Source organism: Sphingomonas sp. BE138 (assembly GCF_031456125.1).
In the GTDB taxonomy this organism is placed as follows: domain Bacteria; phylum Pseudomonadota; class Alphaproteobacteria; order Sphingomonadales; family Sphingomonadaceae; genus Sphingomonas.
Map to the genome: position 1 here is coordinate 366,796 of NZ_JAVDUC010000001.1, position 25,769 is coordinate 392,564.

Consider the following 25,769-nt stretch of genomic DNA (forward strand, 5'->3'; position numbering starts at 1 on the left):
TGGGGCTCGAAACGGGGAGCTTGAAGGCGATGGGGGTTCTGGAAAAGGTCGTGCGCGGACGGCGGGCGACGGCGGCGGAAACGCCGGCGGTGCTGCCGCTCGACCGGATCCTGCGCGGCGACTGCATCGCGCAGATGAAGGCGCTGCCGTCGAAGTCGGTGGACATGATCTTCGCCGACCCGCCGTACAACCTCCAGCTCGGCGGCGAGCTGTTCCGTCCCGACGGCAGCCACGTCGACGCGGTGACCGACGACTGGGACAAGTTCGACACGTTCGCGCAGTACGACGCGTTCACGCGCGCGTGGCTGGCCGAGGCGCACCGCGTGCTGAAGGACGACGGCACGATCTGGGTGATCGGCAGCTACCACAACATCTTCCGCGTCGGCGCCGCGGTGCAGGACCTCGGATACTGGATCCTGAACGACATCGTGTGGCGCAAGGCCAATCCGATGCCGAATTTCCGCGGTACGCGCTTCACCAACGCGCACGAGACGCTGATCTGGGCGTCGAAGGGCGAAAAGGCGCGCTACACCTTCAACTACCGCAGCATGAAGACGCTGAACGACGAGTTGCAGATGCGCTCCGACTGGGAATTCCCGATCTGCGGCGGCGGCGAGCGGTTGAAGAAGGACGGTGTGAAGGTCCACCCGACGCAGAAGCCCGAGGCGCTGCTGTACCGCATTTTGCTGGCCTGCACGAAGCCGGGCGACGTGGTGCTCGACCCGTTCTTCGGCACCGGCACCACCGGCGCGGTCGCCAAGCGGCTCGGCCGCCGCTGGATGGGGATCGAGCGCGAGGGCGATTATATCGCCGCGGCCGAGGAGCGGATCGCCGCCGCGCTGCCGCTCGACGAATCGGCGCTCGCCACGATGCAGAGCCCCAAGTCGCAGCCGAAGGTGGCGTTCGGGGTGCTGGTCGAGAACGGCTACCTGACGCCGGGCACGATGCTGGTCGATACCAAGCGGCGGTGGCAGGCGATGGTGCGCGCAGACGGCTCGCTCTCCTCGCCGTGCGGCGCCAGCGGGTCGATCCACAAGGTCGGATCGACGGTGCAGGGCGCACCGGCGTGCAACGGCTGGACCTTCTGGCATTACGAGCATGACGGCGCGCTGAAGGCGATCGACACGCTGCGGCAGACGTACCTGCTCGCCACGCAACCGTGACGTAAGCCCCTCCCGTTCCAGGGAGGGGGGAGTTAGCTGCATGCACCTGCGCCCGATCCACTTCGCCGATGCGCCGTTCGCCTATCCCGATGGCCATGTCGCGCGGCTGGCGGGCGGGATGCAGTGGTTCGCGGCCTATGAGGTGATCGACGGCGACACGCGCCGCATCGTGCCCGTCGCCGATGTCGCACAGCTCGGACCGCGCGCCGCGACGCTCCACGCGCGTGTCTGCGCGCCGCGCGCCCCCTGGGTGCTGGGCGGTCGGACGTTGCGCTTCGACCAGCCACAGGTCGCCGCCATCCTGAACGTCACCCCCGACAGCTTCTCCGACGGCGGGGCGCATGTCGACGATCCGGCCGGCGCGGCCGCGGCGGGGATGGCGATGGCGGCGAACGGCGCGGCGGTGATCGATGTCGGCGGCGAGTCGACGCGCCCCGGGGCCGCGCCGGTGTGGGAGGAGGACGAGGCGCGCCGCGTCGCTCCTGCGGTCGAGCGGCTGGCGCGCGGCGGCGCGCTGGTCTCGGTCGACACGCGTAAGGCCGCGGTGATGGAGGCAGCGCTGGCGGCGGGGGCGGGGATCGTCAACGACGTGTCGGCGCTGCTGTGGGACGACCGCGCGCTCGAGCTGGTCGCGCGGGCGGGCGTGCCGGTGATCCTGATGCACTCGCCCGATCCCAGGGCCGGCGGGCACGGCCGCCCGCGCTACGGCAACGTGGTGACCGAGGTGTTCGACTGGCTGGAGGCGCGCGTCGAGGCGGTGGTCGCCGCGGGGGTGGATCGCGCGCGGATCATGGTCGATCCCGGCATCGGTTTCGGCAAGTCGCTCGCCGACAATCTGGCGCTGCTGGGCGGGCTGGCGCTGTTCCACGGGCTGGGCTGCCCGATCATGCTGGGCGCCAGCCGCAAGCGGATGATCGGCGCGCTCGACAACGAGGCGCCGGTGGCGGAACGGCTCGGCGGGTCGGTGGCGCTGGCGGTGGCGGGTGCACAGGCGGGGGTGCAGCTGCTGCGCGTCCACGACGTGCGCGAAACGGTGCAGGCGTTGCGCGTCTGGCGCGGGCTGCGCGACCATGCGCTGTCGGCGGTGTCGTGAGAGAAAGAAAATGATACTGGCACCGAAACGATGAACATGCGTTAGCCGCGGCATGATCGTCACGCCGGTACCCAGTTACACCCAGATCGTTCGAGAGGTCTGGAAGCCGCTCAGCGTCCTGTTCATCTGGGACGTGGTCGTCACCGTCACCTATTACGTGTTGCCGTTTCACGCGCCGGAACTGCCGTTGACGCTGTTCGGCTCGGCGCTGGCGCTGTTCCTCGGGTTTCGCAGCAACTCGGCCTATCAGCGCTGGTGGGAGGGCCGGTCGCTCTGGGGGCTGATGATCAACGCCAGCCGCAACATCGCGCGTGCGGCGCGCAACTTCTTGCCCGATCCCGAGGCGCGCGACCTGAAGCGCACGATCGTGCTCCGCCAGATCGCCTATGTGAACGCCTTGCGGTGCCAGTTGCGCAAGCAGAAGGTCGACGACGAGGTGCTGCGCTTCCTGTCGAAGGGCGAGGCGGACTTCGCCTTGTCGCGCACCAACACCGCCAACGGCATCGTCGACGGCACCGGCCGCCGGATCAACGAGGCGAAGGAAAAAGGGTGGATCGACACCATCCAGCAATCGGCGATGGAAAGCGTGCTGGTGGATATCGCCAATGCGCAAGGCGGCATGGAGCGGTTGAAGAACACGCCGCTGCCCAATCAATATCGCTTCTTCCCAATGATCTTCACCCACCTGTTCTGCATCCTGCTGCCGATCGGGCTGGTCGAGACGCTGGGGTTCGCCACGCCGCTGGGGTCGACGGTGGCGGGGCTGATGTTCCTGGCGGTGTTGCAGATCGGCGACGACCTGGTCGATCCGTTCGCGAACACGGTCCACGACCTGCCGCTGACCGCGATGTGCCGCACGATCGAGATCGACCTGCTGCAGGCGATCGGCGACGAGGCACCCGATCCGATGGTGCCCGACAAATCGGGCGTGCTGTGGTAGGCGCCGCTACAGCGTATAGCCGCCGTCGCTGACCAGCACGCTGCCGGTCATCAGCGCGGCGGCGTCGGACAGCAGGAAGCCGATCTGCGCGGCGACCTCCTCCGGCCGGGCGAAGCGGCCGAGCGGCGTCGCCGTCGCCGACAGTTCCGCGAACGCCGCGTCACGCCCGATCGCGGCGGCGCGGTCGGCGAACATCGGGACGGCGTCCCACACCGGCGTCTCGACGCCCGCAGGCGCGATCGCGTTGACGCGCAGCCGCTGTGCGGCGCCCTCCCTGGCCGCCACCTTGACCAGGTGGATCAGCCCGGCTTTCGATGCGCCATAGGCGGCGACCCCCGGTTCGGCCTTGATCCCGGCCGCCGACGCGACGGCGACGATCGCGCCCGGACGCCCCGCCATCGCGCGCATCGCGGCGCGTAGGCTCAGGAACGCGCCATCGAGATTGACCGACAGGATCCGTCGCCATTCGGCCAGCGACAGGTCGGCGATCGCGCCCGCGCCCGCGACCCCGGCATTGAGGACCGCGCCGTCGATCGCGGCCAGGGCCGGTGCGGCATCGTCCCAGAAAAGCTCGTCGGACACATCGCCGGCCAGCCGATCGACCGCGCAGCCCGGCTGGACCCGCGCCAGTGCGTCGCCGTCGCGATCGACCAGCACCAGCCGCGCCGCGCCGCGCGCCGCCAGATGGTGCGTGACGGCCAGCCCGATGCCGGAAGCGGCGCCGGTGACCAGATAGCGGCGATCGGCAAACGGCACCGACATGCGCGGCAGCGTGCCGTGCTCAGGCGGCGTTGTCGATCCCCAGCTCGCTCAGCTTGCGATAGAGCGTCGAACGCCCGATGCCCAGCCGCCGGGCGACCTCGGTCATCCGCCCGCGATAATGGCCGATCGCCAGGCGGATGATGTCCGCCTCGATCTCTTCCAGCGCGCGCATATGGCCGTCCGCGCCGAACAGCGCGACGCCGGTCGGCTCGCCGCGCGGTCGCGGGGTCGGGCGGCTGCCGAGCGCGGCGATCTGCGGAAAGTCGGCGCGGGTCAGCGTGTCGCCCTCGCACAGCACCGCGGCGCGGAACAACGCGTTCTGCAACTGGCGGACGTTGCCGGGCCAGTCGTATTGCGCCAGCAACGTCAGCGCGTCGTCGGTCACGTTCAGGTGGCGCAGGCCCGGCTGGCGCGCGATCCGCTCCAGCAGGTGGCGGGCGAGCGCGGGAATGTCGCTGGCGCGTTCGCGCAGCGGCGGGATCGGCACGGTGACGGCGTTGAGCCGGAAGTACAGGTCCTCGCGGAACCGCCCGGCCGCGACCTCGTCGGCTAGCCGCTTGTTGGTGGCGGCGATGACGCGCACGTCGACCGCCTGCGCATGGCGCGCACCCAGCGGCACCACCTCATTGTCCTGCAACACGCGCATCAGCAGCGCCTGCGCATCGAGCGGCAGGCAATCGACCTCGTCGAGGAACAGCGTCCCGCCGTGCGCGGCGACGAAGCGGCCCTGGCGCCGCTCGAACGCGCCGGCGAACGCGCCCGGTTCGTGCCCGAACAATTCACTGGCGATCGTGTTGCCCGGCACCGCGGCGCAGTTCACGGTCACGCGCTCGAGGTGCGAGCGCGGCGAGGCGGCGTGGATCGCCTCGGCGACCACTTCCTTGCCGACCCCGCTCTCGCCCTCGATCAGCACCGCGACGCGCGCACGCGCCGCCTTCGCCGCGATCGCCATCGCGGCCCGGAACTCGGGCGCGGAGCCGACGATCTCGTCGAAGCCCAGCATCGCCGGGATCTTCTCGGTCAACGGGCGCAGCTCGCCCGCCGCGGTCGCGCCGACCGCCGCCTCCAGCGCGTGGAGCAACCGTTCGGGCGCCAGCGGCTTGCTGAGGTAATCGGTCGCGCCCGACCGCATCGCCTCCACCGCGCTGGCGACCGAGGCATGCGCGGTCAGCAGCAGGATCGGCAATTGCGGGCGATAGGCGCGCAGCTGCGCGATCAGCGGCGCGGGCTCGACGTCCCCGGCGCCGTGGTCGAGCATGATCGCGTCGAGCTGCATCCCGTCCTCGGTCGCCAGCGTCGCCAGCGCGTGGCCGCCGTCGTCGACCCCGATCGTCCGCCAGCCGCTGCGCGCCGCGATCGTCGCCACGGTCCGCCGCCGCCCGGCATCGGCGTCGACCAGCATCAGCAGACGTTGTCCGTTGCGCGTCATGTTCAGGTCCGGCCCCATGGTTCGTTCGATGCGGTCCTAGCGGGGCGGAGTAAAGGGCGGCTTAAACGCCGGCGTCACAAGCGACGGCCATATTGCCAGTTGCCGACGGCATGCCTACGGTCGCGCGCAGAATCCAAGGGGAAGAGGATCATCATGGCCGAACCTGCCGATCTGAAGGCACATGAGGCAACCTACACGAGCATGATCGGGCTGCTCAAGTACGGCGCGGTCGCCTGTTTCCTGATCGCCTTCCTCGTCATCTGGCTCATCTCGTAGCCGCGCGGTGAAGATCGCGGTCGTACGGGAGCAGGCGCCGGGCGAGCGCCGCGTGGCGGCGACGCCGGAGACGGTGAAGAAGTTCGCCGCGCTGGGCGCGACGCTGGCGGTGGAGGCCGGGGCGGGGGCGGCGGCTTCCTATGCCGACGCCGATTATGCCGCGGCCGGTGCGACCGTCGCCGATCGTGCCGCGACGCTGGCGGGGGCGGATATCGTGCTGGGGGTGCAGGGGCCGGACCCGGCATCGCTGGCCGGCGTGGCGCCGGGCGCCTGGGTCGTCGCGGGGCTGAACCCGTTCGGAGAGCGCGCGCGCGTCGACGGCTATGCCGCCGCCGGGCTGGAGGCGCTGGCGATGGAATTCATGCCGCGCATCACCCGCGCGCAGTCGATGGACATCCTGTCGTCGCAATCCAACCTCGCCGGGTACAAGGCGGTGCTGGATGCCGCCGCCGAATACGGTCGCGCCTTCCCGATGATGATGACGGCGGCGGGCACCGTCAGCGCGGCGCGCGTGTTCGTGATGGGGGTGGGCGTCGCCGGGCTCCAGGCGATCGCCACCGCGCGGCGGCTGGGCGCGCAGGTGTCCGCCACCGACGTCCGCTCCGCGACCCGGGAGCAGATCCAGTCGCTGGGTGCCAAGCCGATCTTCGTCGAGAACGTCGCCGGGATCGAGGGCGAGGGCGCGGGCGGCTATGCCGGCGAGATGTCGCCGGAATATCAGGCCGCGCAGGTCGAACTCGTCTCGGCGCACATCGCCCGGCAGGACATCGTGATTACGACCGCGCTGATCCCCGGTCGCCCCGCCCCGCGGCTGGTCAGCGATGCGCAGCTCGCGTCGATGCGGCCGGGCTCGGTCGTGGTCGACTTGGCGGTGGAACAGGGCGGCAATGTCGAGGGCGCGGTCGCGGGCGAGGTGGTGGAGCGGCACGGCGTCAGGATCGTCGGGCATCGCAACGTCGCCGGGCGGCTTCCCGCCGACGCCTCGGCGCTGTTCGCGCGCAACCTCTACAATTTCCTGTCGACCTTCTGGGACAAGGAGCAGGGGCGCCCGGTGCTGGACGCCGAGATCGGCGATGCCATCCGGCTGACCCGCGGCGGGCAGGTGGTCAACGCGCGACTGCTGTCGTGAGGATGGCCTGGGCACTGCCGATCGCGCTGCTGCTCGGCGGGGCGGCAGCGGCCGAGTCGCCCGAGCAGGCCGATCGCAAGGCGTTCTACGACCTCGTCGACCGTTACCAGATGTTCGTGGTGCCGCATTGCGCGCCGGACACGGTCGAGGCGTACCTGGCGAAGAGCGCGGCGCGCGATGCGGCCTTCGTGCGCTCGCTCGCGGGGACGAAGCTCGCCGACGTCTATGCGCGCGCGGTCGCCGACCGGGCGAAGCACGACCGCAACACCATCTACGAATGTACGCGTCCGCCGCCGCCGCCACCCCCGCCGGGCGTGGTGCAGACCGAGGCGCAGCGCCGCCGCGCGCTGAAGGACGAGCAGCGCAGGGCGGCCGCACAGGCAAAGCGCGACCGTGCCGAGCATTTCGCGGAAGCCGACCGGCTGTTCGGCGAGATGGTGACGATCCGCGATCGCACGGTGGCGGCGCGGCGCGACTGACGAAGGGGGACGGACATGGGATTGTTTTCCAGCCATGAAGTCGAGCCGGACGAGATCCGCGACAAATTCGGCCATGCGCTGATCGCGGGCGAGGAAGTGCTCGCCGCGTTCCGCTCGCTGCGCGACACCGCCTTCCTGACCAACTATCGCTTCGTGCTGGTCGACGTCCAGGGGCTGACCGGAACGAAGGTGTCGTTCCAGAGCGTGCCGTACCGCTCGATCACGCGCTTCGCGGTCGAAAGCGCGGGGACGTTCGACCTCGATTCGGACCTGGCGATCTGGGTGTCGGGCAATCCGCAGCCGCTGACGCTGAAGGTCAGCCGCAACGCGGATCCCGCCGCGATCCAGCGGCTGCTGGCGGAACTGGTGCTGGCCAAGCGCTGAGGACAAGGAGAGCCATCGTGGATTTCATCGCGATCCTGTCGATCTTCGTGCTGGCGTGTTTCGTCGGCTATTATGTCGTCTGGTCGGTCACGCCGGCGCTGCACACGCCGTTGATGGCGGTGACCAACGCGATCTCCTCGGTCATCATCGTCGGCGCGCTGATCGCCAGCGCCGCGGCCGGCAGCGTCGGGGGCAAGTGGCTGGGGCTGCTGGCGGTGGTGCTGGCGAGCATCAACATCTTCGGCGGCTTCGCGGTCACGCAGCGGATGCTGGCGATGTACAGGAAAAAGGACCGCCCGGCGGCGAAACATTGACCGTCATGCCGGCGAACGCCGGGATCTCGCGCCGCACACGCGCGCGCGTGGGGAGCAGACCCCAGCTTTCGCTGGGGTGACGACAGGGGAGCAGAGCCAAGTGCAACACGCCGTCAATCCATGGGTCGCCTTCGCGTACCTCGTCGCGGGCGTGTGCTTCATCCTCGCGCTGCGCGGACTGTCCAGCCCGACCACCAGCCAGCGCGGCAACCGCTTCGGCATGATCGGGATGGGGATCGCGGTCGTGACGACGCTGGTCACGCATGTGCCGACAATCACATTGCTGGTCGAAGGCTATGACTATGCCGCCTTGCTCTCCGCGATCGACACGGTCGCGGTCCTCGAGATCGTCGCTGCCATCGCGCTGGGCGCGGCGATCGGGCTGACCACCGCGCGGCGGATCGCGATGACCGCGATGCCGCAGCTCGTCGCCGCCTTCCACAGCCTCGTCGGGCTCGCCGCGGTGCTGGTCGCCGCCGCCGCCTATCTGAACCCGGTCGCGTTCGGGATCGCGGTGCCGGTGCTCACCCCCGACGGCGCGTTCGCGCTCATCAACCCGGTCAGCCGCGTCGAGATGGGGCTGGGCGTCGCGATCGGCGCGATCACCTTCTCGGGGTCGGTCATCGCGTTCCTGAAGCTGAACGGCAACATGGGCGGCGCGCCGATCCTGCTGCCCGCGCGCCATGTCATCAATCTTTCCGTGCTCGCCGCGATCCTGGCGCTGGTCGGCTATTTCACGCTCGACCAGAGCCCGTGGGTGTTCTGGACGATCACGCTCCTGTCGTTCGCGATCGGCTTCCTGCTGATCGTGCCGATCGGCGGCGCGGACATGCCGGTCGTCGTCAGCATGCTCAACAGCTATTCGGGCTGGGCGGCCGCCGCGATGGGCTTCACGCTCCACAACAGCGCGATGATCATCACCGGCGCGCTGGTCGGATCGTCGGGCGCGATCCTCAGCTACATCATGTGCCGCGCGATGAACCGCAGCTTCATCAGCGTCATTGCGGGCGGATTCGGCGCCGACGCCGCGGCGGGCGGCGCAGGTGCGGCCAAAACGGATCGACCGTGGAAGCGCGGATCGGCCGAGGACGCGGCGTTCCTGATGAGCCAGGCCGAGCAGGTCATCATCGTCCCCGGATACGGCATGGCGGTTGCGCAGGCGCAGCATGTGCTGCGCGAAATGGCCGACAAGCTGAAGGCCGAGGGCGTGCGCGTGAAATATGCGATCCACCCGGTCGCGGGGCGGATGCCGGGACATATGAACGTGTTGCTGGCCGAAGCGAACGTCCCGTATGACGAGGTGTTCGAGCTGGAGGACATCAACTCCGAATTCGCGCAGACCGACGTCGCGTTCGTGATCGGCGCGAACGACGTCACCAACCCGGCGGCGAAGACCGACAAGACCTCTCCGATCTACGGCATGCCGGTGCTCGACGTCGAAAAGGCCAAAACGGTGCTGTTCGTGAAACGTTCGATGGGCGGTGTCGGCTATGCCGGCGTCGACAACGACGTTTTCTACAGGGACAACACCATGATGCTGCTGGCCGACGCGAAGAAGATGGTCGAGGATATCGTCAAGGCGCTCGACTGAGCCATGGCGACCTCGTTCGGTCATGCAGGCGCGCGCACGACGCCGTTCGTGCTGGCGACCATGGATGCGGTCGGCGGCGCCGCCGCGCAGGACGCGATCGCGCTGATCGGCGGGCAGGTCACCGCGCATGTCGCGCTGGAGGAAGCGGCGGCGGCGCTGGCGGCGTTGCCCGATCCGGCGCCGGTGGTGGTGCTCGATCTGGAGGGGGCACCCGACGAACTGGCTCACGATACCGTCGCGTCGGTCGGCACGCTGGCGCAGGCGCATGCGTGGCGCAGCGTGGTGGCGATGAGCGTCGCGCAGATCGATTTCGTGATCGCCGCGCTGGGCGATGCGGTCGACGACGTGCAATTGCTCTGCGCCCCCGATCAGGCCGACTGGATCGGCGCGCTGGCGGTCGCCGCGGCGCGTGGAGACGGCGGGAGCGCGGTGCGCAGCAGCGACGAGGAGCGCGAGCGCTTCGCGCGGCTGAACGCCGAGGTGGCGCGGATCGCCGACATGCTCGCGCGCTTCGGCGAACGCGAGGGCGGTGGCGGCGGCCGCGCCGAGGACCGCCGGACGACCTTCGCGCCGAGCCCGGCCGCCGCCGACATCACCGCCGGAACGGTCCGCGACGTGCTGCGCGCGCGGCGGCTGCGCGACCGCTTCTTCGGCGACGGGCTGTTCGAGGACCCGGCGTGGGACATGCTGCTCGATCTGTTCGCGGCACGGCTGGAGGGGGCGCGCGTGTCGGTGTCGAGCCTGTGCATCGCCGCCGCGGTCGCGCCGACCACCGCATTGCGCTGGATCGGCAAGCTGACCGCCGCCCGCCTGCTCGATCGCGCGCCCGATCCCGACGACCGCCGCCGCGCGTTCGTCGCGCTGACCGCCGAGGCGGAAGGCGCGATGCACCGCTACGTCGCGGCCCTGGCGGACGCGCGGCTGCCGTTGGTGTGAGGGGATGGATGGTGGGCGCTGACGGGTTCGAACCGCCGACCTACTCGGTGTAAACGAGCCGCTCTACCAGCTGAGCTAAGCGCCCGACGCGGGCCGCGGCCCGGTGGAGCGCGCATCCATACAGCCGTGCGTCGGCGGATCAAGAGGGCCCGCGCCGACCGTTGCTGCGCCGGACAGGGGCGGGCGGCTCACTCCTCTTCGTATTTGATCTGCAGATACCGCCGCTTGGTCTCCAGCGCGTCGAGATCGCCCTGCGCCAGCCGCGCGCTGATCTCGCCCAGTTCGCGCTCGATCACGCCCAGCCCTTCGACCAGCTGCTGGTCGGGCGTCATGCCGTTGCGCGGCGTGTTGCGCATCGCCGGGGGCACGCGCGCGTAATCGTCCACGAAGGCGGGCAGTTGCTCCCCGACCAGCCGGCGCAGTTCGCCTGCCAGCGGGCTGTCGGCATCGAGCGCCCCCACCTGCACGCCCAGCGTATCGAGCCGCTGGTCCAGCCGGTTGAGCACGCCCGCCGCCGGCGCCGGCAGTGCGGCGCGCCGCGCGTCGAGCCAGCGCGCCGCCTGCGCGGGGACCGCCTTCAGCTCCGACTTTGCGATCCGCTCGGGCGTCGGCACCGGGGTGGCGGGGGCGAACAGCACCAGCGCGGTCAGCGCGAGGATCAGCGCCGCGACCGCCACCAGCCCGAATGCGCCCAGCCCCATCAGCATCGCGACGGCAAGGATCACGCCCGCGCCGACCGCGATGACGACGGCGCGCTGCTTGCGCCCGCCGCGCCCGCGCCGGGGCCGGCGTTGCAGCGGGATCACCGCGCCGCCGCGCCGCCGCTCCTGCGCGACCCGGGCGACCGCGATCGCATCATCCACATCGGAGGGCGGGGGAGGGGTCACAGCGACTCCAGCTTGAACTGCTCAGGCCCGCCCCCGACGCGGTTCTGCGTCGCCCCCTCCGCGCGCGCGATATAGCCGCGCGACTTCTCGACCTCGTTGCCCAGCGTGTCGACCGTCACCTTCATCGTGTCGAGCGCCTTCAGCTTGAACGTGTCGATCGCGTCCATCGTGTCGTAGATGTTCTGGAACGCGCGTTGCAGCGTCTCCAGCGGGATCGTCGAGGCCGCCGCCTGCTCGTGCACGCGTGCGGTATTCTGCCGCAGCAGGTTGCCGGTCGAATCGATCAGCCCGGCGGTGGTGGTGTTCAGCTGCGTGATCTGCTCCAGCACCAGTTTCTGGTTGGTCAGCGCCTGCGCCACCGTCACGGCGGTGCGCAGCGCCGCGACCGTCGTCGTGCTGGCGCGATCGACGCCCTTGATCAGCTCGACGTTGTTCTTCTTGACCAGGTCGAGCGCCAGATAGCCCTGCACCGTCACCGCCATCTGCGTCAGCAGGTCCTGCGTCCGCTGGCGGGCGTAGAACAGCGCACTCTCGCGGATCGCCTTCGCCTTGGCGGGATCGCTATGGTCGAGCTCGTTGGCCTTGTCCTCCAGCCGCGCGTCCATCGTGCGCGACAGATGGATCATCTGCTCCAGCCGCCCCATCGCCGCCCACAGGTTCGCGCGCTCGGTATCGATCGCGGCATTGTCCATCAGCAGCTCGTCCTTGCCGCTGCCCAGGCTCTTCAGGATAGAGGCGATGTGCGTCTGCGCCGACTTGTAGCCGTCGAAGTAATTGCGGACCTTGTTGCCGAACGGGATCACCCCGAACAGCTTCTGCGGCGTGGTCAGCTTGCCCTTCTTGCCGGGGTCCAGGTCCTCGACGACGCGGCGCAGCTCGGCCAGGTCCTTTCCGACGCCCGCCTCCTGATCCATCGCGCGCACCGGGCGATCGAGGAAGCGGTTCGACTGGCCCGCGGCGTCGCGGATCTCCTTCTGCCCCATCGCCGTGATCGCATCGACGCGCTTGCCGAACTCGGGCGAGTTGACGTCCTCGGCGATCAGCTGTTCGACGAACTGGTCGACGCGGCGCTCCAGCTCGCTGCGCTTCGTGTCGTCCACCGGCACCAGGCCGGCGGCCTTTTCCGCCCGCACCTCCGGCACCGGATCGGGCGGGGTGAGCACCAGCGTCGGCTCGGTCGCATCGTTCGGAGCGGTCGCCATGTCCTCGTCATCCTTCTCTTGGCGAACGCCTTGTCCCGCGTCCGCCGTTCGCTTTCAACTGTGTTGTCTATGTAATACGCTGCGACACGGCTGTCGAGGCACTGGCATCCGATGGAACTTTCCGCTATGCGGCGCGGCGAAACTGCCTGCGGACAAGCGGGCCACCCTCAGGAACCCGTATGAACCTGCGCAACATCGCCATCATCGCGCACGTCGATCATGGCAAGACCACCCTCGTCGACCAGTTGTTCCGCCAGTCCGGCACGTTCCGCGACAACCAGCGCGTGGAAGAGCGCGCGATGGATTCGAACGACCTCGAAAAGGAGCGCGGGATCACCATCCTCGCCAAGCCGACCTCGATCGAGTGGGAAGGCACGCGGATCAACATCGTCGACACGCCGGGCCACGCCGATTTCGGCGGCGAGGTGGAGCGGATCCTTTCGATGGTCGACGGCGTGATCCTGCTGGTCGACGCCGCCGAGGGCGCGATGCCGCAGACCAAGTTCGTGACCGGCAAGGCGCTCGCGCTGGGCCTGCGCCCGATCGTGGTCGTCAACAAGGTCGACCGGTCGGACGCGCGCATCCAGGAAGTGCTGGACGAGGTGTTCGACCTGTTCGTCGCGCTGGAAGCGAACGACGAGCAGCTCGACTTCCCGGTCCTCTACGCCTCGGGCCGCAACGGCTACGCCTCGGAGGACATGGACCGTCGCGAGGGCACGCTGACCCCGCTGTTCCAGAAGATCGTGGACCATGTGCCGCCGCCGTCGCTCGACCAGGACGCGCCGTTCAGCTTCCTCGTCACGCTGCTCGATCGCGACAACTTCCTGGGCCGTATCCTGACGGGTCGCGTCCAGTCGGGGGTGGTGAAGCTGAACCAGCCGATCCACGCGCTCGACAACCAGGGCAATGTGATCGAGACCGGCCGCGCGTCGAAGCTGATGAGCTTCCGCGGGCTGGAGCGCGTACCCGTCGAGGAAGCGCGCGCGGGCGACATCATCTCGCTCGCCGGGCTGACCGTCGCGACGGTGGCGAACACGATCGCCGATACCTCGGTCAGCACGCCGATCCAGGCGCAGCCGATCGATCCGCCGACGCTGTCGATGCGCTTCGCGGTCAACGATTCGCCGATGGCGGGACGTGAGGGCAGCAAGGTGACCAGCCGCATGATCCGCGACCGCCTGATGCGCGAGGCGGAGACCAACGTCGCGATCAAGGTGACCGAGGCCGCCGACCGCGACAGCTTCGAGGTGGCGGGCCGCGGCGAGCTTCAGCTGGGCGTGCTGATCGAGACGATGCGCCGCGAGGGCTTCGAGCTGGGGATCAGCCGCCCGCGCGTGCTGTTCGGCGAGGACGAGAACGGCAAGAAGACCGAGCCGTACGAAACCGTCATCATCGACGTCGACGAGGAGCATTCGGGCACGGTCGTCGAGAAGATGAACCTGCGCAAGGCGGAGATGACCGACATGCGGCCGTCGACCGGCGGCAAGACGCGCATCACCTTCTCCGCGCCGTCGCGCGGCATGATCGGCTACCACGGCGAGTTCCTCAGCGACACGCGCGGCACCGGCATCATGAACCGGCTGTTCGAGAAGTACGGGCCGCACAAGGGCGCGATCGAGGGTCGCAAGAACGGCGTGCTGATCTCGAACGGCGCCGGCGAGGCGCAGTCCTACGCGCTCGGTCCGCTCGAGGATCGCGGCATCCTGTTCGTCGGCCACGGCGAGGCGCTGTACGAGGGCATGATCATCGGCGAGAACGCCAAGACGGATGACCTGGAGGTCAATCCGATGAAGGCGAAGCAGCTGACCAACTTCCGTGCGTCGGGCGGCAAGGACGATGCGATCCGCCTGACCCCGCCGAAGAAGATGACGCTGGAACAGGCGATTGCGTACATCGACGACGACGAGATGGTCGAGGTGACCCCGAAGTCGATCCGCCTGCGCAAGCGCCACCTCGACCCGCACGAGCGCAAGCGCGCCAGCCGGGCGAAGGAAGCGGCATAAGGCGAGGCGGCCGGCGGGTAGCGAAGCTGCCCGCGGGCTCGAGCCGTGGTCGGCCGGCGGCGCGACAAGCGCCGTCCGACGAAGCGGGTGTCGCCCGCGGTGGCTCCGACACGGAAACGGCCGCCCATCGAGGCGGCCGTTTCGCTGTCAGGCGGACGCCGTTCTCAACGCGTGCGCCTCTCGCCGTCGCGGCGCGAGCGCGGGCCGCTCGATCCAATGCCACGACGCCACCGCCAGCGCGCCCGCGCACGGCAACACCGCCGCGAGCAACGGCCCGACGCTGATCCCCGGGATCGCCCACACCACCGCCTGTGTCGCCGGCCAGCCGTACAGGTACAGGCCGTAGCTGTAGTCGCCGCCGCGGGCGACGAGCCGTCCCGGCGCGCTGCTACCGGTCGCGACCACGATCGCCCCATAAGCGATGACGACGCGCGCCATCTCATCGTGCAGCGGCAGGCCTGCACCCGCCCACGACAGGCAGAGCAGCGCGCCGAGCAACGGTCCGCTCGCCGGCACCTGGGCGCGATAAACGTAAAGTGCCGCGCCGGTGACGAAACTCGGCAGGACGTGCGGCAGCGTCCCGCCGACCCCTTCCACACGCATCACCGCCGAACATCCGATCCCCGCGGCGAGGAACCATGCGCCATGTGCCCGCCCCAGCAGCCGGAGCCGGGCCGCGCCGTACAGCAGGAAATAGCAAAGAACCTCGAGCGGGAGCGACCATAGCGATCCGTTGACCGTCCACGGATGAGGATTGCTCGCGAAGACGCCCGGCAACCCTTTGAGGGAGGTCTCGAATACCGCATGCCGCAGGACGAAGTCCCATGTCGCGGGGTGGGCATAATAATCGGGCAGGCGCAACGTCGTCGCTGCGCCGCCGAGCACCGCCACGACAAGTACCAGCGCGATCAGATAGGCCGGGAAGATGCGCCGCGCACGCGCCGCGGCGAACGCGCCGAACTCGGGCCGGCGTTCGACGCTCCCGGCGATCAGGAAGCCGGACATGGCGAAAAAGACGATCACGGCACAGGCGCCCGGCGTCCAGCCGCTCTTGTTGAAAGGTTCGTCGTCGGCGACGCCGCTCGCCAGCGCGAACGCATGCGACACGATCACCGCCAGTGCGGCGATCGTCCGCAGCAACTGGAAATCGTTGCTCCCGTACCCGTCGTGATCCGCAAGCGACCGAACCATGCCGCCGTCATCGCCGATAGAGCTTGCGATAGCGTTGAAGGCGGTGGCGCTGTCCTACAGCAGCCGTTTTGCGGTACGCTCGTCGCATGCGACCGACCCCTCCGCCACGGCATCGCCCGCTTCGCTCCGTTATGCGCTTGCGTGAGGAGTGGAGGATCTCGCTTGGTACCGTCCAACGTGCGATCGTCTCAACATTCGCAACATTCGCGTCCGTCGTCTCCAACCCGCCACCGTCTCAACATTCGCAACATTCGCGGCGTAAATCGTTGATAATGCAACGCGCCGCCACACACATCCCGGCGCTTGGGACACGGCTGGTGCGCAGGCTCTGCGGCGCGTAGAGGCCGGCCATGCCGATCGACCTTATCTGCCTCGATGCCGACGACACGCTCTGGCACAACATGCGTTTCTTCGCCGCTGCCGAGCAGGCGTTCGCCGATCTGGTCGCGCCCTTTGCCGACGATGCGGCGGCGCGCGCGCGGATGCAGGCGATCGAGGTGCGCAACCTGCGCCACTACGGCTATGGCGCGAAAAGCTTTACGCTGTCGATGATCGAGACCGCGCTGGAGCTGGCCGGCGACGACCTCTCCGCCGCCGCCGTACGCCGCATCCTGGCGATCGGGCGCGAGTTGCTGGCGCATCCGGTCGAGCTGCTCGACGGGATCGGCGAGACGCTGGAGCGGCTGGCGGGAATGGGGCGACTGGTGCTGGTGACCAAGGGCGACCTGCTCCACCAGGAAGTGAAGCTCGCCGCCTCCGGGCTCGGCCAGTTGTTCACGGGCGTGGAGATCGTCAGCGACAAGCGCGCCGACACGTTCGTGCGCGTCTTCCACCGCTACGGTTGCGCGCCCGAGCGCGCGGTGATGGCGGGCGATTCGATGCGCTCGGACGTGCTGCCCGCGCTGGAGGCAGGGGCGTGGGGCGCGTTCATTCCGCAGCCGATGGCGTGGGCGCACGAAGCGGCGACCGCTCCGGTCGATCACCCGCGCTTCCGCCAACTCGCGTCGCTGGCCGACCTGCCGGACTGGATCGCGGAAATGGAGCGCGATCGATAGTCGTCGTTCCCGCGCCGGCGGGGATCCAGAACCTCTGACCTTTCGCGCCTTGCGAAGACCTGCGCGTCTGGATTCCCGCCTCCGAGGGAATGACGTGAACAAAAAGGGGAGGCCGAAGCCTCCCCTCGTTGGTCAGTCGAAGCGGCCGCTGAGCGAGATGCCGACGATCCGCGGCTCGTTGAACACCGCGGCGTTGTAGTTCTCGATTACGCCCTTCAGGTTCTTCTCGTTCGTGATGTTGCGCGCAAACGCCGCGATTTCATAGCGGCCGTCGGTGGTCGTGAACCCGGCCTTCAGCCCCAGCTCCAGGTTGTCGTTCGCGAAGAACTCGCGGGTCTTGTAGAGCACGAGGTTCGTGTAGCCCTGCATGTTGAGATCGCTTGCCACGAAGAAGTTGCCGCGATCCGACAGCGGAATGTCGTAGCGGACCGCCGCATCGACCTGCCAGCGCGGCGCGTTGGGCAGCGGGTTGCCGTCGATCTGCGCGAACAGACCGCCCCGCACGGTCGGGTCGAGCACGGTGCAGGTCGGCACGCCGTTGAAGGCGCAAACCTGCGCATAGACGCGCTTGTCCTTGATCTCGGTGTGGATCGCGCTGCCGCCCAGCGAGAAGGTGATGTTGCGGATCGGCTTCCAGTCCAGCTCCGCTTCGACGCCGTAGGCGTTGGCATGGTCGGCGTTGAACAGCGTGCCGTTGCCGTTGACGTCATTGGCGTTCAGCTGGATGTCGTTCACGCGGTAGGTGAAGGCGGTGGCATTGAGGCGCAGCTTGCTGGTCGGCTGCGTCTTCACGCCTGCCTCGTAGGACATGATCGTCTCGCTGTCCGCGGTCGTGAACGGGGTGTTGAACACCGCCGAGCGGCCCTGGATCGTCGGGCCACGGAAGCCGCGCGCTACGCGGGCGTAGATGCTGGCGGTTGGGTCGATTTCGTAGAGCGCCGACAGATCCCAGCTCGGCTCCTTGCCGCTCAGCTTCACCTGCGTCGGCGCGTTCGGGTTCAAGCGGCGAAATTCGTCGGAGGTGCCCGCCGCGTTCAGCACCGGCTTGACCAGGCGCGTATCCTTGTCGTCCTCGGTATAGCGCGCGCCGGCGGTGAGCGTCAGGCGGTCGGCAATGCGGTAGCTTGCCTGCCCGAAGACCGCCCAGCTGGTGTTGACGTTGCGCAGCCGCACCCAGTTGTTCGGGTTACGCCCGGTCTGTCCCGGTGACAGGAAATAGCCGCGCTGGTAGAATTCGGTGACGTCGCGGCTGTCGAAATAGAAGCCTCCGAGCTGCCATTTGAACGCATTGTCGCCATTGCTGGCGAGGCGGAGCTCCTGGGTCCACTGATCGAGGTCGCGGATGCGGCCCATGCTCTCGCCGAAGCCGACGTTGCCGAAATTGGCCGCCGCGCCGCCATCGGTATCGCCGCGGCTGTAGCCCGACGTGGTCTCATAGGCGGTGATCGAGGTGAGCGTCGCTGCACCGAAATCCCAGGCGGCGTTCACCGATCCGCCATAGGTGCGGTAGGCCTGCGGGTTGTTGTCGGCTTCGTCCAGCGCGATGCGGTCGCGCGGTTCGAGGTTGACGTTGTTCTGCCCGCGGAGCAGCGCGCCGCGGTGGAAGACGGTCGAGGTGCCTTCGTAATCGCGGACGTGGCCCGATACGTTGACCGACAGGGTCTCCGTCGGGGTGAACAGCACCTGCAAACGCGCGTCACGCTCGTCGAAGCCGCCCAGCGTGTCGCGGCCGCCGCGCGTACCGTCGGCGCTGAAGCCGGTGTAGGTGTTGTCGATCCAGTCGTCGCGGTGTTGGTACAGCCCGGACAGGCGCACCGCGATCTTGTCCTGCACGATCGGCCCGCCGACGCCCGCGTCGAAGGTCGCGGTGTTGTAGGTGCCGTAGGAGGCGTTGAAGCGGCTGGTCCAGGTCTGGCCGGGGCGGATCGTGTCGAACTTGATGATGCCCGCGGTCGTGTTGCGCCCGAACAGCGAGCCCTGCGGCCCGCGCAGCACCTCGACATTGGCGACGTCGTAGACCGGATTGGACTTCAGCACGACATGCTCGAGCACGACATCGTCCTGGATGATCGATACCGGCTGCGACGCGCCCAGGTAGAAGTCGATGTTGCCGAGGCCACGGATGTAGAAGCGCGGGAAGATGCGCCCGGTGGTGGTTTCGGCATAAAGCCCCGGCACGCGGCCGGCGAGTGCCAGCGCGTCCTCGCCCCCCGACTGGAAGGTGCGCAGGTCGTCGCCGCTGACCACCGCGACCGAGACCGGCACGCGCTGGATGTTCTCGCTGCGGCGCTCGGCGGTCACCACCACCTCGCCCAGCCCGGCATCGGTGCCGTCCGCGACGGGATCGGCAGCGGTAGTAGCAGCACCGGCCTGCGCCGCGGCGGGCATGGCGGACAACGCAACGCCGGCGGCAAGCGCCGCGAGCAGGATCGACTTGGACGAACGACGCATCGGAAACCCCTTTGGAACGATCGGGAGGCCGTGCCCGCTGGTGCGCCGGCTGTTGCGGCACTTGATCCATGGCGAGCCAGGCGGCGTCCCGGCGCGGCGCGGCTAGGCGCGGATTGTGTCGAGATGATGAAACGTGACGAAAGATTTCCGCGTCGCGACAGGGATTTGACGCCGGATACGTCTGCCACTGTCCCATCATGGAACGCTGCGACGCGGTGTCGAACGCGATCCCGTCCCCGTTTCCGGCGGTTTTCGGAGGCTTCTGAAAAGGCAAGCGCAAATCACCGCCTCGTTTACCGATCCGTAACCAAAATTAGTAACGTTGGACGGCGGAACCGCGGGTGGGAGTTCTTCGTCACCGCCGAACAGTCACCGCTTACAGGGTATCCCTCTATGAAGACGCTAATTTTCCTTACTACCGCCGCGGCGTCCGCGGTGGTGGCCGCGGCACCGGCGTCCGCGGTCACGTTCATCGCCGAGACGGGGTCGGCGGCAGCGTTTTCGGCATCGGCCAATGGGGCGCAGGTGACCTTCGACAATGCGGCGACCAGCGGGTTCGCGGTGAGCGGCGGCGCGCTCGCGGCCGGCAGCGTGGCCAACCAGAGCGCGAACCCGTTCGGTGCGGCGGCGACGAACGCCTATGCGTACGTCCGTGGGAGCAGCGTCGCCACCGTCACCTCGCTCGCCGAGACGTTCGGCAACATTTCGGTCTATCTCGGCTCGCTCGACGCCGGCAACACGATCGACGTCCTCGGGATCGGCGGCGCGGTACTGCGCAGCTTCTCGGGTTCGGACCTGGCGACTCCGGCCGCCGCGAACGGCAACCAGGCGTCGGGGCTGACCAACCGCGCCGTCACCTTTTCGGCCGGGGCGGGCGAGCAGCTGACCGGCCTGCGCTTCTCCACCAACGGCAACGCGCTGGAGTTCGACAACGTGCGCTTCTCCACCGCCGCCGCGGTGCCGGAGCCGGCCACCTGGGGAATGATGATGCTGGGCCTGGGCGTGATCGGCTATGCGATGCGCCGCCGCCCGACCGCACGGTACCGGCAGGCCGTCTGATCGACCGGAGGAGTGGGGCGCGCGTCACGCCAGCGCGAGGATCGCGTCCCACTCCCCCGGTGCGATGGGGCTGACCGACAGGCGCGATTGACGCAGCATGGCCATATCGGCCAGCGCAGGCGTCGCCTTCATCGCGGCGAGCGTCACCGGTCGCGCCAACGCATCCCCGGCACGCACTGCGACCGAAACCCACGGCGCCGCCCCATCCGGTTGCGCCCCGCGTTCCACCACCGCCGTGCCGACCACCGCCTTTTGCGCGCCGCTGTGATAGATCAGCACTCGGTCACCGACCGCCATCGCGCGAAGATGCGCCGCGGCGGCATGGTTGCGCACGCCGGTCCACTCGGTCACGCCCTCGCGGACCAGATCGCTCCAGCCGTAGCTCTCCGGCTCGGTCTTCAGCAGCCAGTGCGCCATGCTTCCTCCGCAATTAAACCGAGCATGAATATGGCATTCCGCGCCGGTTCAGCCCCGCCAAGCTATTCATAACCCTCAGGCTCGCACCGATATGCCATGAGACCAACAGGCGAGCGAGTACAGGAGGTCCGCTTATGTCTGCGTTGTGGAAGAAGACCGTTTTGGCCACCGGCCTGGCGTCGATGGCGCTGGCCAGCGCCGCACCCGCCGAAGCGCAACGTTACTGGCGTCACCGCGACCGCGGCGGCGATGCGGCGGCGGGCGCGATCATCGGCGGCGTGATCGGGCTGGGGCTGGGCGCGGCGATCGCGTCGAGCAACCGCGACCGCTAGTACGACCGCGGCTATTACTACGATCGTGGCGGTTATTACGACGACCGCGCTTATTACGCGCCGCCGCCGCGCGTCTATTATCGCGATCGTTACTACGCCCCGCCGCCGCGCGCTTATTACTACGGGCCGCGCGGGTATGATCGGGGATATTACGCCCCCGGCTATTACGGCTGGTAGGATGTGGAGCGGCGCGGGGCAGGAGCCTCGCGCCGTTCTCTTTTTTGTGGCCGCGGGCACCGCTTTGCGGCAAGGGCGCGGGCATGAGCGATACTCCTCCCGACCATCTGTCGATCGATCCGTCGAGCCCGTTCTTCGACCAGGCCGCCCTCCAGCGCGGTGTCGGCATCCGCTTCAAGGGTGTCGAGCGGCGCGACGTCGAGGAATATAGCATGTCGGAGGGCTGGATCCGCGTAGCGCTCGGCAAGAAGGTCGACCGCAACGGCCGTCCGCTGACGATCAAGCTGACCGGCCCGGTCGAGGCCTATTTCGAAAACGCGGCGCCGGACGAAGGCGACGCCTGACCCAAGCCCGCGCGGGCGACTTCGTCGCGCAGCGTCGCGACGAGCGTCGCCGCGGGCAGCGCACGCGCCAGCCGCGCGCCTTGCCCGGCCCAGTGCGCACCATAGCCGTGCTCGCCGCGTGCCGACGCGGCGGCGTGCAGCGCCTTTCCGGCGTCATAGGCGATCGGATAGCCCGGGCTGTCGGGCGCACCGGCCAGCTCGGTGAAGCGGTTCACGAGGCAGCGGGCAGGGCGTCCGGAGATCAGCGCGGTCATCCGCGTCCGCTCCGCTGCCGCCAGCGCCGCGCGGTAGGCGGCACTGGCGGCCGACTCCGGGCAGGCGATGAAGGCGGTGCCCAGCTGCGCCGCCTCCGCGCCCAGCGCCAGCGCCGCCGCGATCCCGGACCCGTCCATGATCCCGCCTGCGGCGACGACCGGCACGCCGCAGCGGCGCACCAGCAGCCGCGTGAGCGCCAGCGTTCCGAGTTGCTCGTCGGGTGCCCCGGGATCGAACATGCCGCGGTGTCCGCCGGCCTCGATGCCCTGCGCGACGATCACGTCGACGCCGGCGCGTTCGATCGCTTGCGCTTCCGCCACGTCGGTGGCGGTGGCCATCAGCAGCGCCCCCGTGGCCTTCAAGGCGTGGATTGCCGCCGGCGACGGCAGGCCGAAGTGAAAGCTGACCACCGCCGGGCGTGCCTGGACCAGCATCGCCAGCATCGCGGTGTCGTCGGCGAAGCTGCGGTAGATCGTGCGCAGGGTGGCGGGCGGCTGCGCCCCGAAGCGGGCGAACTCGGGCGCGAGCCACTTTCGCCACGCCGCCTCGCGCGCATCATCGGGGACGGGATCGGCGTGCACGAACAGGTTGACGTTGAAGGCCCGCGTCGTCGCCGCGCGCACCGCATCGATCATCGCGCGCCCGCCAGCGGCGTCGGTGGCGCCCAGCGCGATGGAGCCGAGCGCGCCCGCCTCGCACACCGCCGCCGCCAGCGCCGGGGTCGACACGCCCGCCATCGGCGCCTGGATCAGCGGCACCGACAGCCCGAGCCGTGCCGCCAGCGCGGTCATGCCGCCTCCAGTGCCTCGCTGGCCGCCATCCAGCGCGCCTCCGCCGCGTCGATGCGGTCGGTCAGGTCGGCGCGGCGCTTCATCAGCTCGGTCATCGTCAGCCCGGCGAGCTTCGCCTCCGCCGTCGACGGGTCGAACATCGCCCGATCGACCGCCGCGCGCTCGGCGGTCAGCTTCGCCAGCTCTGCCTCGGCGTCGCGCGCTTCCTTCTTCAGCGCCTTGTCGTTCTCACGCGCGGCGGCGGCGGCCTTGCGGTCCTGCTTGCTGCCCTTCGGCTTGTCCGCCCCCTTGCCGTCGCCCGCCAGCACGAAGGCGATGTAATCGTCGAGGCTGCCGTCGAACTCCTTCGCGGTGCCGTTGTCGACCAGCACGAGCCGGTCGGCGCTCAGCTCCACCATGTGCCGGTCGTGGCTGACCAGCAGCACCGCGCCGGTATAGGCGTTGAGCGCCTGCACCAGCGCCTCGCGCGCATCGACGTCGAGGTGGTTGGTCGGCTCGTCGAGGATCAGCAGGTGCGGGGCCTCGCGCGTGACCAGCGCCAGCGCCAGCCGCGCGCGCTCGCCGCCCGACATGCTGCCGACGCGCGCGGTGGCGCGGTCGCCCGAGAAGCCGAAGCGGCCGAGCTGCGCACGCACCGCCGCCGGGGTCGCGGCCGGCATGACGCGGGTCATGTGCGCGAGCGGGGTGTCGTCGGCCTCCAGCTCCTCGACCTGATACTGGGTGAAGTAGCCGACCTTCATCTTGCCGGTGGCGTTCATCTCGCCGTTCATCGGCGTCAGCTGCGCCGCGAGCAGGCGCGCGAGCGTGGTCTTGCCGTTCCCGTTGCGGCCGAGAAGGGCGATGCGATCCTCGGGGTCCATCCGCAGGTTGAGCCGCGACAGGATCGGCGTGTCGCCGTAACCGACCGCGGCATGATCGAGCGTGATGAGCGGCGGGCGCAGCTCGGTCGGGTTGGGGAAGTCGAAGCTGAGCGTCGGGTCGTTCGCGACCTCGGCGATCGGCTGCATCTTCGCCAGCATCTTGGCACGGCTTTGCGCCTGTTTCGCAGTCGACGCGCGCGCGGAATTGCGGGCGACATAATCCTGCAGCTTGGCGCGCTGCGCATCCTGGTTGGCCTTGGCGGCGGCGAGCTGCGCCATCCGCTCGGCGCGCTGACGCTCGAAGGCGTCGTAGCCGCCGGGATAGAGCGTCGTCTTGCCGCCTTGCAGGTGCAGGATATGGTCGACGACGTTGTTGAGGAAGTCGCGCTCGTGGCTGACGACGACAATCGTCGCGCGGTAGCTCTTGAGGAAATCCTCCAGCCACATCACCGCTTCGAGATCCAGGTGGTTGCTGGGTTCGTCGAGCAGCAGCAGGTCGGGCTGCGAGAACAGCAAAGCGGCGAGCGCGACGCGCATCTTCCACCCGCCCGAAAAGCTGTCGAGCGGGCGCTGTTGCGCTTCCTCGTCGAAACCGAGCCCGACCAGGATACGCGCGGCGCGCGACGGCGCGGCATAAGCGTCGATCGCGATCAGCCGGTCGTGGACCTCGCCCAGCCGATCCATGCAGCCGGTGCCGTCGAACGCCTCGGCTTCCTCCAGCAACGCGGCGCGCTCGGTATCGGCGGCGAGCACCGTCTCCAGCGGGGTCGAGTCCCCGGCGGGCGCCTCCTGCGCGATATAGCCGATGCGCGCGCCGCGCGGCATGTCGGCCGAGCCTTCGTCGGGGTCGAGCAGCCCGGCGATGACGCGCACCATCGTCGACTTGCCCGCGCCATTGCGCCCGATCAGCCCGACGCGGCTGCCCGGCGGCAGCGCGGCGCTGGCGCGGTCGAGGATCGTGCGACCGCCAAGCCGCACGGTGATGCCGTTGAGAGAAAGCATGCGCGCGCCTGTAGCGGATCGCGCGGGAGGGGGAAAGGGAGGGGTGCCCACGCCGTCAGCCGACCGTCAGTCGGCGCCGGCTTCCGCCGTTGCCGGCTGCTTCACCCCGCGTTGCTCGCCCAGGATGCCCCAGGCGGTCAGGAACAGCGCGCCGACGACCGGTCCGACGACGATCCCGCTCAAACCCAGCAGGTCGATACCGCCCAGCGTGGTGACCAGCACCAGCCAGTCGGGCAGGCCGGTGTCGCGACCGACGAGGATCGGGCGCAGGACGTTGTCGGCCAGACCGATCACGAACACGCCCGACGCGATCACCACCGCCGCCTGCCAGATCGCGCCGGTCGCCAGCAGATAGACCGCCACCGGCCCCCAGATGATCGCCGGGCCGACCGCGGGCAGCAGCGCCGCGACCGCCATCAGCACGCCCCACAGAAGACCGGCGGGCAAGCCGACGATCCAGAAGGTGATTGCACCCAGCGCGCCCTGTACCAGCGCGACCACGCCCGAGCCCTTGATCGTCGCGCGGACGACCGCGACGAACTTGTCCGCCAGCCGCTCGGCGACCGAAGGCTCCAGCGGCAGGCCGCGGACGATCGCCGGCCCGATCTTCTCGCCGTCGCGCAGCAGGAAATAGGTGACGTAGAGCCCGACGCCGAACGCCAGCAGGAACGCCGCCGCGTTGGCGCCGATCGACAGCGCCTGGCGCGTCAACATGCTCGCGCTGTTGCTGACCGTCTCCGAGATGCGCGCCTGCGCGCGCTCGAAGCTGCCGAACCCGGCGGTGTCGAGCGCGCGCTGGAGCCGGGCGGGCAGCGCGTCGTGGATCTGTTCGAAATAGAGCGCGAAATTGATCTGGCCGGTGCGGATCTGCTGATACACGCCCGCGGCCTGATCGACGATCAGGCTGCCGAGGACCAGCGCCGGGATCACCACCGCGACGGTGATGACCAGCAGCGTCAGTGCGGCGGCCATGTTGCGGCGATCCGGCCAGCGTGTGAGAAAGCGCTGAAAGATCGGCTGGAAGAGCAGGGCGGCGAGCGCCGCCCAGAGCAGCGCACCGATAAAGCCCGAGACGACCGCCAGCAGGGCGACGGTGATGAGCGCCAGGAACAGGATGAGCCCGCCGTCTTCGACGTGCCGCCGTCCGATCGTCATATGTGCGAGCCCCCGTGATGATCCCTTGCACCGGCCGATATTCGGCTCGTTGCGGAGGGGGAACGCTACCGATGTCGGTTAGGTTTCGTTCC

The 25,769-nt window shown here is 69.2% G+C and carries 25 protein-coding genes and 1 tRNA gene; 15 read left to right on the top strand and 11 right to left on the bottom strand.

From position 1 onward, the window contains the following. Positions 1–29: 29 nt before the first annotated feature. The 3 genes from J2Y58_RS01550 to J2Y58_RS01560 are packed head-to-tail and all read left to right on the top strand — an operon-like array spanning position 30 to position 3,196. Positions 30–1,163, top strand: a complete 1,134-nt coding sequence (locus J2Y58_RS01550; RefSeq protein WP_310097686.1) for a site-specific DNA-methyltransferase — start codon at positions 30–32, stop codon at positions 1,161–1,163. 40 nt (positions 1,164–1,203) lie between these two features. After that, positions 1,204–2,256 (top strand): dihydropteroate synthase, encoded by a 1,053-nt coding sequence (folP, locus tag J2Y58_RS01555; RefSeq protein WP_310097688.1) that lies wholly within the window; start codon positions 1,204–1,206, stop codon positions 2,254–2,256. Between the two features lie 52 nt (positions 2,257–2,308). After that, positions 2,309–3,196, top strand: a complete 888-nt coding sequence (locus J2Y58_RS01560; RefSeq protein WP_310097690.1) for a bestrophin family ion channel — start codon at positions 2,309–2,311, stop codon at positions 3,194–3,196. 6 nt (positions 3,197–3,202) lie between these two features. On the opposite strand, the gene J2Y58_RS01565 is transcribed toward J2Y58_RS01560, so the two are convergent. Further along, a complete protein-coding gene (locus tag J2Y58_RS01565) occupies positions 3,203–3,958 on the bottom strand; it encodes an SDR family oxidoreductase (protein ID WP_310097693.1) in 756 nt (251 codons plus the stop codon). 19 nt (positions 3,959–3,977) lie between these two features. After that, positions 3,978–5,387, bottom strand: coding sequence for a sigma-54 dependent transcriptional regulator (locus J2Y58_RS01570; RefSeq protein WP_310098338.1), 1,410 nt, complete (start codon positions 5,385–5,387; stop codon positions 3,978–3,980). 153 nt (positions 5,388–5,540) lie between these two features. Here J2Y58_RS01570 and J2Y58_RS01575 point away from each other — a divergent pair, with 153 nt between their 5' ends. The 7 genes from J2Y58_RS01575 (at position 5,541) to J2Y58_RS01605 (ending at position 10,496) form a co-directional block, all read left to right on the top strand. Beyond that, entirely contained in the window at positions 5,541–5,663 is a 123-nt protein-coding gene (locus tag J2Y58_RS01575; RefSeq protein ID WP_310097696.1) for an aa3-type cytochrome c oxidase subunit IV, read from the top strand. Between the two features lie 7 nt (positions 5,664–5,670). Next, positions 5,671–6,792, top strand: a complete 1,122-nt coding sequence (locus J2Y58_RS01580; RefSeq protein ID WP_310097699.1) for an NAD(P) transhydrogenase subunit alpha — start codon at positions 5,671–5,673, stop codon at positions 6,790–6,792. Positions 6,793–6,794: 2 nt separating this feature from the next. Further along, positions 6,795–7,271: a hypothetical protein gene (locus tag J2Y58_RS01585; protein ID WP_310097702.1), complete on the top strand. Its 477-nt coding sequence runs from the start codon at positions 6,795–6,797 to the stop codon at positions 7,269–7,271. Positions 7,272–7,286: 15 nt separating this feature from the next. Continuing rightward, positions 7,287–7,655 (top strand): PH domain-containing protein, encoded by a 369-nt coding sequence (locus J2Y58_RS01590; protein ID WP_310097705.1) that lies wholly within the window; start codon positions 7,287–7,289, stop codon positions 7,653–7,655. 17 nt (positions 7,656–7,672) lie between these two features. Continuing rightward, positions 7,673–7,969, top strand: a complete 297-nt coding sequence (locus tag J2Y58_RS01595) for an NAD(P) transhydrogenase subunit alpha (RefSeq protein WP_310097709.1) — start codon at positions 7,673–7,675, stop codon at positions 7,967–7,969. Positions 7,970–8,069: 100 nt separating this feature from the next. Next, a complete protein-coding gene (locus J2Y58_RS01600; protein WP_310097712.1) occupies positions 8,070–9,560 on the top strand; it encodes an NAD(P)(+) transhydrogenase (Re/Si-specific) subunit beta in 1,491 nt (496 codons plus the stop codon). Positions 9,561–9,563: 3 nt separating this feature from the next. After that, positions 9,564–10,496, top strand: a complete 933-nt coding sequence (locus J2Y58_RS01605) for a winged helix DNA-binding protein (RefSeq protein WP_310097715.1) — start codon at positions 9,564–9,566, stop codon at positions 10,494–10,496. 9 nt (positions 10,497–10,505) lie between these two features. On the opposite strand, the gene J2Y58_RS01610 is transcribed toward J2Y58_RS01605, so the two are convergent. The 3 genes from J2Y58_RS01610 to J2Y58_RS01620 all read right to left on the bottom strand — a co-directional run bounded on the left by J2Y58_RS01610 (position 10,506) and on the right by J2Y58_RS01620 (position 12,585). Further along, positions 10,506–10,581: transfer RNA gene (locus tag J2Y58_RS01610), tRNA-Val, on the bottom strand. Between the two features lie 103 nt (positions 10,582–10,684). After that, positions 10,685–11,383 carry a hypothetical protein gene (locus tag J2Y58_RS01615; protein ID WP_310097718.1) on the bottom strand — a complete coding sequence of 233 codons (699 nt, stop codon included), beginning with the start codon at positions 11,381–11,383 and terminating at the stop codon, positions 10,685–10,687. After that, positions 11,380–12,585, bottom strand: a complete 1,206-nt coding sequence (locus J2Y58_RS01620; RefSeq protein WP_310097721.1) for a toxic anion resistance protein — start codon at positions 12,583–12,585, stop codon at positions 11,380–11,382. The genes J2Y58_RS01615 and J2Y58_RS01620 overlap by 4 nt, the downstream gene beginning before the upstream one ends. Before the next feature lie 179 nt (positions 12,586–12,764). On the opposite strand from J2Y58_RS01620, the gene typA reads away from it, so the two are divergent. Next, positions 12,765–14,588 (top strand): translational GTPase TypA, encoded by a 1,824-nt coding sequence (gene typA, locus J2Y58_RS01625; protein ID WP_310097724.1) that lies wholly within the window; start codon positions 12,765–12,767, stop codon positions 14,586–14,588. Positions 14,589–14,735: 147 nt separating this feature from the next. Here the strand turns inward: typA and J2Y58_RS01630 are convergent, their stop codons facing one another. Next, a complete protein-coding gene (locus tag J2Y58_RS01630) occupies positions 14,736–15,779 on the bottom strand; it encodes an acyltransferase (protein WP_310097727.1) in 1,044 nt (347 codons plus the stop codon). A gap of 350 nt (positions 15,780–16,129) precedes the next feature. Between J2Y58_RS01630 and J2Y58_RS01635 the strand changes: the two genes are divergently transcribed. Beyond that, complete coding sequence (locus tag J2Y58_RS01635; RefSeq protein ID WP_310097729.1) at positions 16,130–16,834, top strand: HAD family hydrolase; 705 nt, start codon at positions 16,130–16,132, stop codon at positions 16,832–16,834. 132 nt (positions 16,835–16,966) lie between these two features. Here J2Y58_RS01635 and J2Y58_RS01640 read toward each other — a convergent pair whose 3' ends face one another. Further along, positions 16,967–19,285: a TonB-dependent receptor domain-containing protein gene (locus J2Y58_RS01640; RefSeq protein ID WP_310097732.1), complete on the bottom strand. Its 2,319-nt coding sequence runs from the start codon at positions 19,283–19,285 to the stop codon at positions 16,967–16,969. Between the two features lie 393 nt (positions 19,286–19,678). On the opposite strand from J2Y58_RS01640, the gene J2Y58_RS01645 reads away from it, so the two are divergent. Then, positions 19,679–20,344, top strand: coding sequence for a PEPxxWA-CTERM sorting domain-containing protein (locus J2Y58_RS01645; protein ID WP_310097735.1), 666 nt, complete (start codon positions 19,679–19,681; stop codon positions 20,342–20,344). 24 nt (positions 20,345–20,368) lie between these two features. On the opposite strand, the gene J2Y58_RS01650 is transcribed toward J2Y58_RS01645, so the two are convergent. Further along, complete coding sequence (locus tag J2Y58_RS01650) at positions 20,369–20,761, bottom strand: EVE domain-containing protein (protein ID WP_310097738.1); 393 nt, start codon at positions 20,759–20,761, stop codon at positions 20,369–20,371. Between the two features lie 134 nt (positions 20,762–20,895). Here J2Y58_RS01650 and J2Y58_RS01655 point away from each other — a divergent pair, with 134 nt between their 5' ends. Together J2Y58_RS01655 and J2Y58_RS01660 are read left to right on the top strand one after the other, a co-directional pair. Continuing rightward, complete coding sequence (locus J2Y58_RS01655) at positions 20,896–21,093, top strand: hypothetical protein (RefSeq protein WP_310097740.1); 198 nt, start codon at positions 20,896–20,898, stop codon at positions 21,091–21,093. Positions 21,094–21,353: 260 nt separating this feature from the next. After that, positions 21,354–21,614, top strand: a complete 261-nt coding sequence (locus J2Y58_RS01660) for a DUF3297 family protein (RefSeq protein ID WP_310097743.1) — start codon at positions 21,354–21,356, stop codon at positions 21,612–21,614. Here the strand turns inward: J2Y58_RS01660 and J2Y58_RS01665 are convergent. From J2Y58_RS01665 to J2Y58_RS01675, 3 genes are all read right to left on the bottom strand, one after another. After that, positions 21,575–22,660: a nitronate monooxygenase gene (locus J2Y58_RS01665; protein WP_310097746.1), complete on the bottom strand. Its 1,086-nt coding sequence runs from the start codon at positions 22,658–22,660 to the stop codon at positions 21,575–21,577. The genes J2Y58_RS01660 and J2Y58_RS01665 overlap by 40 nt on opposite strands. Beyond that, on the bottom strand, positions 22,657–24,522 hold the full coding sequence (locus J2Y58_RS01670; RefSeq protein ID WP_310097749.1) for an ABC-F family ATP-binding cassette domain-containing protein: 1,866 nt from the start codon (positions 24,520–24,522) through the stop codon (positions 22,657–22,659). Before J2Y58_RS01670 ends, J2Y58_RS01665 begins: the two co-directional genes overlap by 4 nt. A 66-nt stretch (positions 24,523–24,588) precedes the next feature. Beyond that, positions 24,589–25,677 carry an AI-2E family transporter gene (locus J2Y58_RS01675; RefSeq protein WP_310097752.1) on the bottom strand — a complete coding sequence of 363 codons (1,089 nt, stop codon included), beginning with the start codon at positions 25,675–25,677 and terminating at the stop codon, positions 24,589–24,591. Positions 25,678–25,769 lie beyond the last annotated feature (92 nt).

Excerpts from the sequence above, each read along its gene's own strand:
- J2Y58_RS01550 (WP_310097686.1), top strand. The coding sequence starts at position 30 with ATGGGGGTTCTGGAAAAGGTCGTGCGCGGACGGCGGGCGACGGCGGCG.
- folP (WP_310097688.1), top strand. The coding sequence starts at position 1,204 with ATGCACCTGCGCCCGATCCACTTCGCCGATGCGCCGTTCGCCTATCCC.
- J2Y58_RS01560 (WP_310097690.1), top strand. The coding sequence starts at position 2,309 with ATGATCGTCACGCCGGTACCCAGTTACACCCAGATCGTTCGAGAGGTC.
- J2Y58_RS01565 (WP_310097693.1), bottom strand. The coding sequence starts at position 3,958 with ATGTCGGTGCCGTTTGCCGATCGCCGCTATCTGGTCACCGGCGCCGCT.
- J2Y58_RS01570 (WP_310098338.1), bottom strand. The coding sequence starts at position 5,387 with ATGACGCGCAACGGACAACGTCTGCTGATGCTGGTCGACGCCGATGCC.
- J2Y58_RS01575 (WP_310097696.1), top strand. The coding sequence starts at position 5,541 with ATGGCCGAACCTGCCGATCTGAAGGCACATGAGGCAACCTACACGAGC.
- J2Y58_RS01585 (WP_310097702.1), top strand. The coding sequence starts at position 6,795 with ATGGCCTGGGCACTGCCGATCGCGCTGCTGCTCGGCGGGGCGGCAGCG.
- J2Y58_RS01590 (WP_310097705.1), top strand. The coding sequence starts at position 7,287 with ATGGGATTGTTTTCCAGCCATGAAGTCGAGCCGGACGAGATCCGCGAC.
- J2Y58_RS01605 (WP_310097715.1), top strand. The coding sequence starts at position 9,564 with ATGGCGACCTCGTTCGGTCATGCAGGCGCGCGCACGACGCCGTTCGTG.
- J2Y58_RS01620 (WP_310097721.1), bottom strand. The coding sequence starts at position 12,585 with ATGGCGACCGCTCCGAACGATGCGACCGAGCCGACGCTGGTGCTCACC.
- typA (WP_310097724.1), top strand. The coding sequence starts at position 12,765 with ATGAACCTGCGCAACATCGCCATCATCGCGCACGTCGATCATGGCAAG.
- J2Y58_RS01630 (WP_310097727.1), bottom strand. The coding sequence starts at position 15,779 with ATGGTTCGGTCGCTTGCGGATCACGACGGGTACGGGAGCAACGATTTC.
- J2Y58_RS01635 (WP_310097729.1), top strand. The coding sequence starts at position 16,130 with ATGCCGATCGACCTTATCTGCCTCGATGCCGACGACACGCTCTGGCAC.
- J2Y58_RS01640 (WP_310097732.1), bottom strand. The coding sequence starts at position 19,285 with ATGCGTCGTTCGTCCAAGTCGATCCTGCTCGCGGCGCTTGCCGCCGGC.
- J2Y58_RS01645 (WP_310097735.1), top strand. The coding sequence starts at position 19,679 with ATGAAGACGCTAATTTTCCTTACTACCGCCGCGGCGTCCGCGGTGGTG.
- J2Y58_RS01650 (WP_310097738.1), bottom strand. The coding sequence starts at position 20,761 with ATGGCGCACTGGCTGCTGAAGACCGAGCCGGAGAGCTACGGCTGGAGC.
- J2Y58_RS01655 (WP_310097740.1), top strand. The coding sequence starts at position 20,896 with ATGTCTGCGTTGTGGAAGAAGACCGTTTTGGCCACCGGCCTGGCGTCG.
- J2Y58_RS01660 (WP_310097743.1), top strand. The coding sequence starts at position 21,354 with ATGAGCGATACTCCTCCCGACCATCTGTCGATCGATCCGTCGAGCCCG.
- J2Y58_RS01665 (WP_310097746.1), bottom strand. The coding sequence starts at position 22,660 with ATGACCGCGCTGGCGGCACGGCTCGGGCTGTCGGTGCCGCTGATCCAG.
- J2Y58_RS01670 (WP_310097749.1), bottom strand. The coding sequence starts at position 24,522 with ATGCTTTCTCTCAACGGCATCACCGTGCGGCTTGGCGGTCGCACGATC.
- J2Y58_RS01675 (WP_310097752.1), bottom strand. The coding sequence starts at position 25,677 with ATGACGATCGGACGGCGGCACGTCGAAGACGGCGGGCTCATCCTGTTC.